Annotated in this window: 7 protein-coding genes and 1 pseudogene; 6 read left to right on the forward strand and 2 right to left on the reverse strand. The window is 73.7% G+C overall.

What is annotated here, in order from left to right; translation table 11 throughout:
- From fbiC to NQ160_RS14185, 6 genes and pseudogenes are all read left to right on the forward strand, one after another.
- A pseudogene (gene fbiC, locus NQ160_RS14155) lies at nucleotides 1-297 on the forward strand (7,8-didemethyl-8-hydroxy-5-deazariboflavin synthase); the annotation flags it as partial.
- Entirely contained in the window at nucleotides 294-1,781 is a 1,488-nt protein-coding gene (locus NQ160_RS14160; RefSeq protein ID WP_257515852.1) for a flavin-containing monooxygenase, read from the forward strand. The pseudogene fbiC and the gene NQ160_RS14160, both read left to right, overlap by 4 nt.
- Nucleotides 1,778-2,812 (forward strand): glucose-6-phosphate dehydrogenase (coenzyme-F420), encoded by a 1,035-nt coding sequence (fgd, locus tag NQ160_RS14165; protein WP_257515853.1) that lies wholly within the window; start codon nucleotides 1,778-1,780, stop codon nucleotides 2,810-2,812. Before NQ160_RS14160 ends, fgd begins: the two co-directional genes overlap by 4 nt.
- On the forward strand, nucleotides 2,809-4,026 hold the full coding sequence (gene cofC, locus NQ160_RS24730; RefSeq protein WP_308211483.1) for a 2-phospho-L-lactate guanylyltransferase: 1,218 nt from the start codon (nucleotides 2,809-2,811) through the stop codon (nucleotides 4,024-4,026). The genes fgd and cofC overlap by 4 nt, the downstream gene beginning before the upstream one ends.
- 100 nt (nucleotides 4,027-4,126) lie before the next feature.
- Nucleotides 4,127-4,906 carry an SDR family NAD(P)-dependent oxidoreductase gene (locus tag NQ160_RS14180; protein WP_257515854.1) on the forward strand — a complete coding sequence of 260 codons (780 nt, stop codon included), beginning with the start codon at nucleotides 4,127-4,129 and terminating at the stop codon, nucleotides 4,904-4,906.
- A gap of 107 nt (nucleotides 4,907-5,013) precedes the next feature.
- Nucleotides 5,014-5,652 (forward strand): bifunctional 4-hydroxy-2-oxoglutarate aldolase/2-dehydro-3-deoxy-phosphogluconate aldolase, encoded by a 639-nt coding sequence (locus NQ160_RS14185; protein ID WP_257515855.1) that lies wholly within the window; start codon nucleotides 5,014-5,016, stop codon nucleotides 5,650-5,652.
- Nucleotides 5,653-5,723: 71 nt separating this feature from the next.
- Here the strand turns inward: NQ160_RS14185 and cofD are convergent, their stop codons facing one another.
- Both cofD and hemL read right to left on the reverse strand, forming a co-directional pair.
- Nucleotides 5,724-6,704, reverse strand: a complete 981-nt coding sequence (cofD, locus tag NQ160_RS14190; RefSeq protein WP_257515856.1) for a 2-phospho-L-lactate transferase — start codon at nucleotides 6,702-6,704, stop codon at nucleotides 5,724-5,726.
- Nucleotides 6,705-6,777: 73 nt separating this feature from the next.
- The gene (gene hemL, locus NQ160_RS14195; RefSeq protein WP_257515857.1) at nucleotides 6,778-8,100 is read right to left on the reverse strand and encodes a glutamate-1-semialdehyde 2,1-aminomutase; all 1,323 of its coding nucleotides are present in this window, start codon (nucleotides 8,098-8,100) and stop codon (nucleotides 6,778-6,780) included.
- Between the last annotated feature and the right edge of the window lie 160 nt (nucleotides 8,101-8,260).

Raw genomic sequence — 8,260 nt, forward strand, 5'->3', positions numbered from 1 at the left:
GCGGTCGCGCGACTGGCCCTCAACGGCTCGATCCCGCACATCCAGGTGCCGTGGCCGCGCCTCGGCCGGGATGCCGCCGCCGTGCTGCTGCGCGCGGGCGCCGACGACCTGGGCGGGACGCTGCTCGACGGGCGCGTGCGCCCGGACACCGGCATCGAGCACGGACAGGAGCTGGCGGCATCCGACGCCGCACGCATCGCCGCGCGGCTGATGCGGCCCTTCCGTCTGCGGACCACCGACTACGGCACACCGACGCCCGCCACCGCCGCCCCGCCCGCACCGGCGAGCACCCCGTGACCGAGCACGTCGAGGTCGCCGTCGTCGGCGCGGGCTTCGCCGGACTCGGCATGGCGATTGCGCTGCGCCGCGCGGGCCGCGAATCGTTCGTGATCCTGGAGCGCGCGGCATCCGTCGGGGGCACGTGGCGCGACAACACCTACCCCGGCGTCGCCTGCGACGTGCCCTCGCACCTCTACGGCTTCGCCACCCACCCGAACCCGGACTGGTCGGGGCTCTACGCGACCGGCACCGAGATCCACGGGTACCTCGAGCAGGTCGCCGAGGCCGAAGACCTGGGTGACCGCCTGCGCCTGCGCACCCCCCTGCTGTCGGCGCGGTGGGATGCCGACTCGGCCCGCTGGATCCTCGACACCGGATCCGGCGCGCTCACCGCCGACGCACTGGTGCTGGCCTGCGGTCGGCTCACCGAGCCGTCGATCCCAGAGATCCCCGGGCTCGAGCAGTTCGCCGGGCCCATCTTCCACTCCGCGCGGTGGGATCAGCGCGCCGACCTCGCGGGCGCGCACGTGGCGGTCGTCGGCACCGGCGCGAGCGCGGTGCAGCTGGTGCCGCGGCTGGCCGACATCGCCGGGCACGTGACGCTGTTCCAGCGGACGCCGGCCTGGATCGTGCCGCGCGGCGAGCGCCGGTACGACGACGCCGAACGCGCACGCTTCGCCGCGCATCCCGAGGAGCTCGCCGCGCTCCGCGCCGCCCTGTACGTCGAGGGCGAGGCCCGGTACGCATCGCGGTCGGGCGACGCCGCGGCATCCGCTGCCGCGCGTGAGATCGCGCTCACACACCTCGCGGCGCAGGTGCCCGACCCCGCACTGCGCGCAGCCCTCACCCCGGGCTACGCGTTCGGATGCAAGCGGGTGCTGCTCTCGGACGAGTTCTACCCCGCCGTCGCCTCCCCCGCAGTCACCCTCGAGCCCTCGGCCCTGGCGGCCGTCGAGGGCGGCGAGCTGGTGGCGGCATCCGGCGCCCGCCACCGCGTCGACGCCCTCGTGCTCGCCACCGGGTTCGTCTCGCAGCGCCAGCCCTACGCCGACCTCGTCACCGGCGAGCACGGGCAGAGCCTGGCGGAGCACTGGTCCGCGGGCATGACGTCGTTCGCGTCGACGGTGGTCGCAGGCTTCCCGAACCTCTTCGTGCTCGACGGGCCGAACGCCTCGCTCGGGCACAACTCCGCCGTGCTCATGCTCGAAGAGCAGGCCGCGTACGCCGTGCGCGCCCTCGCGCGTCGCGCCGCCGCGCCGCGCGGCGTGCTGCGCGTGCACCCGGATGCCGAGGCCGACTACACCGCCGAGATCGCGCGGGCCGCCCGCACTACGCCGTGGCTGACCGGCGGATGCGACAACTGGTACGTCGACCGTGGCAGGCTGACCCTGCTGTGGCCCGGCACCGTCGACGCGTTCCGCGCGCGGCTGGCGCGGGCAGACGGATCCGAATTCACGACCACCCCCGCCCACACCGGCGGGGACGAGAGGAGAACGTCATGACGCAGGGACAGGCTCAGGGAGCCGACGGCATCCGCCTGGGCTACAAGGCGTCGGCCGAGCAGTTCGACCCCTCCCAGCTCGCCGACTTCGCGGTGCTGGCCGAGGAGGTCGGGTTCGACTCGGTGTTCATCTCCGACCACTTCCAGCCGTGGATGCACGAGGGCGGCCACGCCCCCGCTGCCCTGCCGTGGCTCGGCGCGGTGGGCGCTCGCACCTCGCGGGTGCTGCTGGGGACCTCGGTGCTGACGCCCACGTTCCGCTACCACCCGGCCGTCGTCGCGCAGGCGTTCGCCACACTCGGGGTGATGTTCCCGGGGCGCATGATCCTCGGGGTCGGCACCGGCGAGGCGTTGAACGAGGTCACGCTCGGACTGGACTGGCCCGACCCGCCCGAGCGCTTCCAGCGCATGAAAGAGGCCATCACGCTCATCCGCGAGCTGTGGACGAACGACCGGGTGACGTTCGAGGGCAACTTCTGGAGTGTGAAGGATGCCACCGTCTACGACCGTCCCGACCAGCCGGTGCCGATCTACATCGGCGCGTCGGGACCGGCGGCGACCCGCCTCGCCGGTCGCATCGCCGACGGCTGGATCACCACGAGCGGCAAGGACCCGGCGCTGTACACCGACAAGCTGCTCCCGGCTCTCGAAGAGGGTCTCGAGAAGGCCGGCCGCACCGCCGACGACGTCGACACGCTCATCGAGGTGAAGGTCTCGTTCGCCCCGACCCGCGAAGAGGCGCTGGAGAAGACCCGCTTCTGGGCGCCGCTCGCGCTGTCGCCGGAGGAGAAGACCGGCATCCACGACCCCATCGAGATGCAGCGGCGGGCCGACGAACTGCCGATCGAGCGCGCGGCGTCGCGGTTCATCGTCTCCACCGATCCGGACGAGCACGTCGAGCAGATCGCCCGGTACGTCGACCTCGGGTTCCGCCACCTCGTGTTCCACGACCCTGGCCACGACCAGGAGACATTCCTGCGCACCTACGGCACCGAGATCCTGCCGCGCCTGCGGGCCAGGTTCGGTCGGTGACTCCGGTGGACATGCCGGTGGGCGACGGGCCGAGGGCGACGGGAGCCGTGCGCCCCGGCGCCCCGACCGGTGAGGGCCACGGCGGCGACGCCGCCGATGCCGACTGGATCGTGATCGTGCCGGTGAAGCCGGCCGAGGCCGGCAAGTCGCGGCTCGCCGTGCCGGGGATCGACCGCGAGGCGCTGGCCCGCGCCATCGCCCGCGACACCATCGCCGCGGTCGCCCGCACCCCGGGCGTCGCGCGGGTGATCGTGGTCAGCAGCGACCCGGATGCCGCGGCCACCGTGGCCGGTGACCCCGACGGCGCCCCCGTGGAGATCGTGGGAGACCCGGGCGAAGGGCTTGACGCCGCCGTGGCGATGGGGGTCGCGGGGTTCTCGGGCCGCGACCGTGCCGCACTCTTGGGCGACCTGCCCGCACTGCGGCCCGACGAGCTCGCGAGCGCGCTGCGCTCCGCGGCCCGTCACCGCCGCGCGGTGGTGGGGGACGCAGAAGGCACCGGATCGACCCTGGTGACGGCCTCGGGCGGACTGGCGTGGCGGTCGGCGTTCGGCGCGGGCTCGTTCGGCCGGCACCGCAAGCTCGGCGCCGTGGCGGTGACCGCGCCCACGGCATCCGGCCTGCGCCGCGACGTGGACACCCTGCAGCAGCTGCGCACGGCCGAAGACGTCGGAGTGGGGCCGCGCACCTCGGCGCTGCTGCACGCGGCCCGCAGTGAAGCCGACGCGGTGCTCACCACCGCGCGGCTGCGGCTGCGTGAGATGACCGAGGACGACCTCGACGAGATGGCCGCCCTGCTGGGCGATCCCGCGGTGATGCGCTACTACCCCGCCCCGTTCACCCGCGAGCAGGCGGCCGCGTGGATCGAGCGCAACCGGAGCCGCTACCGCCACGACGGCTTCGGCCTGTGGCTCGTCGAAGACCACGACGGTGCGTTCGTCGGTGACTGCGGCCTCACCTGGCAGCGGCTGGGCACGCGGCGGGTGCTGGAGGTGGGGTATCACGTGGCGCCGCGATTCCAGCGGCGCGGCTACGCCAGCGAGGCGACCGCGGCGGCCCGCGATCTGGCGCGCTCGCTCGGCTTCAGCGAGCTGCGGGCGCTCATCCACCCGCACAACGCCGCGTCGACGCGGGTGGCGACGAAGATCGGCATGCACCGGGATGCCTCCGAGTCCGCCCTCACCGGCATCACCGTCATGCGCATGGAGCTGTAGCGGCCGCAGGGGCGCGCCGCGCTCCAGGCGATATCGTCGACATCGAGATCGACGGACTCGGACACCAGCGCCAGTCCTTCGTGGCATGGGAGGGGCGGCGATGACGCAGGCAAGCCCGCACTCGAACGCCGCACCGGCCCTCGACGGGCTCGTCGCGATCGTCACCGGCGGAGCATCTGGAATCGGCGCGGCCATCGCGGCCCGCCTGCATGCCGACGGAGCACGGATCGCCATCCTCGATCGCGACCCGTCCGGGGCCGACGAGCGCTTCGCCGCCTTCAGCGCCGACGTCTCCGACCGCGCGAGCGTGGACCGCGCCGTCGCCGCCGTCGCCGAGCGGTTCGGGCGCATCGACATCGTCGTGAACAATGCCGGCATCGGAGCCGTCGGGGACATCACCGCGAACGACGATGATGAGTGGGCGCGCGTCCTCTCCGTCAACGTCACGGGCATCGCTCGCGTGACGTCGGCGGCCCTGCCGTGGCTGCGCCGATCGCCCGCTGCAGCGATCTGCAACACCGCTTCCATCGCCTCGACAGCGGGGCTTCCGCAGCGCGCGCTGTACTCGGCTTCGAAGGGCGCCGTCTCGGCGCTCACCCGCGCAATGGCCGCTGACCACCTGCGCGAGGGCATCCGCGTCAACGCCGTCAACCCGGGCACGGCCGACACGCCCTGGGTCGAGCGGCTGCTCGGACAGGCAGCCGACCCGCAGGCCGAACGCGCGGCCCTCGAAGCACGGCAGCCGCATGGCAGGCTGGTCAGCCCGGAGGAGGTCGCCGCAGCCGTGGCGTACCTCGTGTCGCCGGCAGCCGGTTCGACGACCGGCACGTCCCTCGAAGTCGACGGAGGCATGGCGCGCCTGCGCCTGCGCGCGGAATAGATGCACTCGCGCCCACTCCCGTTTGAGGCGGCCCGCGCGTCCCACGGAGCTCAAGTGGTGATCACAAGTCGGCATCCGACAGAATGGCGCCAAGCCCAAGGAGCCCCATGACCGACCGTCTCGCCCGCGCCCGCACGACCGGTATCCTCGCTGTGCTCCGCGCCCCTTCGCCGGAGCATGCCCTCCGTACGGCGGAAGCGATCATCGCCGGAGGCGTCACCGGCATCGAAGTCACCTTCTCCACCCCGGAGGCGCCCGCCGTGATCCGTGAACTGGTCTCACGTCATGGCGACGGAATCTATGTCGGCGCCGGCACCGTGACCACCACGGCGCAGGCGCAGGATGCCGTCGCCGCCGGCGCCCGGTTCCTCGTGAGCCCCGGAACCCTCCCCGACCTCACGCGCGCGATGCGCGACACCGGCGCGGTCGTCATGACCGGCGCCATGACCCCGACCGAGGTCATGGGCGCCCTCGCGCTCGGCGTCGACGTGGTCAAGATCTTCCCGGCGTCCCTCGGCGGCCCGTCATACCTGAATGCGCTGCGCGGGCCGTTCCCCGATGCCCCCCTCATGCCGACCGGCGGGGTGAGGCCGGACAACCTCGCCGACTGGTTCGCGGCCGGGTCCGTCGCCGTCGGCGCAGGAGGCGACCTGGCATCCTCCCCGTCGATCGCCGCGGAGGATTGGGACGACATCACACGCCGGGCGCGCGCGTTCGCCGCCGCCCTCGCCGCCTCCCGCCGCTGACCGGGAGGGGCGGCCGGCCGCAGCGCAACCGCGGCCGTGACCGCTGACACCGGACGAAGACGGGCTGCTGCTCAGCGAGCGGTGGCCTCGGCCGCGGCCAGCGCGGCGTCGGCCATCGCAGCGGATGCCGCGACATCGCGCATCCACAGCGGGGCGACGACCGCGCGCACGCCCTGCGCATCGACGTCGGGGGCGAGGTGAGCGTCCTCCTGCGCGATCAGCCAGGCATCCAGCACGCCGCCGTCGCGTCGGGCGCCGTAGAGCCCCGCCACCGCGGCGGCGGACGTCGCCACGCCGATCGCCGTGAGGCAGACATCGGCCATCCCCCGCACGACAGACCCGCCGATGATCGGCGACACCCCGACCACCCGGGCGGCCGTGGCCGCCAGCGCTTCGCGGATCCCTGGCACGGCGAGGATCGGGCCGATCGACACGACGGGGTTCGACGGTGCGAGCAGCACGACGTCGGCATCCGCGATCGCCTCGACGACGCCGGGCGCGGGACGCGCCGACCGGATGCCGGGGTTGTCGAAGCCGAGCGGGGCGAGCTGCGCACGGTGGCGAGTCCACCACTCCTGGAAGTGCATCACCTCGCCGCCGGACACGCGCACGTGGGTGTCGACCTCGGTGTCGGTCATCGGCAGCATCCGCACGCCGAGCGGCCAGCGATGTGAGAGCCGCTCGACGACCTGTGTCGGGGTGAGCCCTTCGCGCAGCCACCCGGTGCGCGCGAGGTGGGTGCCGAGGTCGAGGTCGCCGAGAGTGAACCAGGGCCACCCGGCATCCCACTGCTGCAGCTCGTGGTTGACGCGCTCGGTGTCGCCGGCGCGGCCCCATCCCCGCTCGGTGTCATTGACTCCGGCGAGCGCGTAGAGGATCGAGTCGACGTCGGGTTGCAGCCGCACACCCGAGAGCCACAGGTCGTCGCCGGTGTTGACGACGACCGTCGCCTCGGGGGCGCCAAGGCGGGCGAGCGCCTCGCGGACGCCGAGGGTGAACTTCGAGCCGCCGACTCCCCCGGCGAGCACGACGACGCGAGGAGAGGATGTCACCGCTCCACCCTATGGGCGGGCCGTTGCCGCCGGCGCCAGGCACGGGCCCACCGGCTGGACCCCGGAGCAGACCCTACGCCGCGGCGCCGGCCGCGGCGCGCGCCGCACCGGGAAGCGCATCGACGATCCGCGCGAGCGCGGCGTCGTCGTGCGCGGCGGTGAGGAACCAGGCCTCGTAGACACTGGGGGGCAGAGACACGCCGGCGTCGAGCATCTCGTGGAAGAACGGGGTGTACCGCGCCGCCTGCTGCTCGAGCGCCTCTGCGTACGAGCGCGGCGCCTCGGGCAGCATCGCCAGGCCGAAGAGCGACCCGGCCCGCGGCACGGCGTGCACCACGCCTTCGGCCGTCAGCGCGGCATCGAGGGCGTCGGCCACGACGGATGCCGCGGCATCCACCCGCGCGTACACCTCGGGCGTTGCGAGCCGCAGCGTCGCGATGCCCGCGGCGACCGAGAGCGGATTGCCCGAGAGCGTGCCGGCCTGGTACACCGGCCCGACGGGCGCGAGCATCTCCATCACGTCGGCGCGGCCGCCGAGCGCCGCCAGCGGCATGCCGCCTCCGACGACCTTGCCGAAGGTGAAGAGGTCGGGGGTGTACTGCTCGCCGGCATCCTGCTGCAGGCCCCAGTACCCGGCCGGGTGCACGCGGAACCCCGTGAGCACCTCGTCGAGGATGAGCAGCGCACCGTTTCGGTGCGCGATGTCGGCCAGCGCCGCGTTGAACCCCGGCAGCGGCGGGACGACCCCCATGTTCGCGGCGGCCGCCTCGACGATGATCGCGGCGATGCGGTCGCCGTGCACGGTGAAGGCCTCTTCGACGGCGGCCACGTCGTTGTACGGCAGCACGAGCGTCTGCGCCGCGATGGGCGCCGGCACCCCCGCCGAACCGGGCAGGGCGAGGGTGGCGACCCCGGAGCCGGCCGCGGCGAGCAGCCCGTCGGAGTGCCCGTGATAGTGCCCGGCGAACTTGATCAGCAGGTCCCGCCCGGTGTAGCCCCGGGCCAGCCGGATCGCGGTCATCGTCGCCTCGGTGCCGGTCGACACCAGCCGCACGCGCTCGATGGGACGACGCTCGCCGGAAGACACCCGAGCGGCGATCATGTCCGCCAGCTCCACCTCGGCGCCGGTGGGCGCCCCGAAGGACAGGCCGCGGGAGGCCGCCTGCTGCACGGCCTCGACGACCTCGGGATGCGCGTGGCCGAGGAGGGCAGGCCCCCACGACGCGACGAGGTCGACGTACTCACGGCCGGCGGCGTCGGTGATGTACGCGCCGCGCGCCGACGACACGAAGCGCGGCGTTCCACCGACCGAGCCATAGGCGCGCACCGGGGAGTTCACGCCCCCGGGGATCACATCGCGCGCGTGTGCGAACAGTTCGTCGTTGCGGTCAGTCATGCGTCACTCTCTCTCAGCGCCGCCGTCGGCTCAGCGTCGCCGTCGCGGCCGGCCGCCGCCTGCGCGGCCCTCACAGACCGTCGCGCAGCCAGCCGGCGGCCTCGACGGCCCAATAGGTCAATATGGCGTCCGCCCCGGCGCGGCGGATCGCCGTGAGCGA

This window comes from Microbacterium sp. zg.Y909 (genome assembly GCF_024626565.1).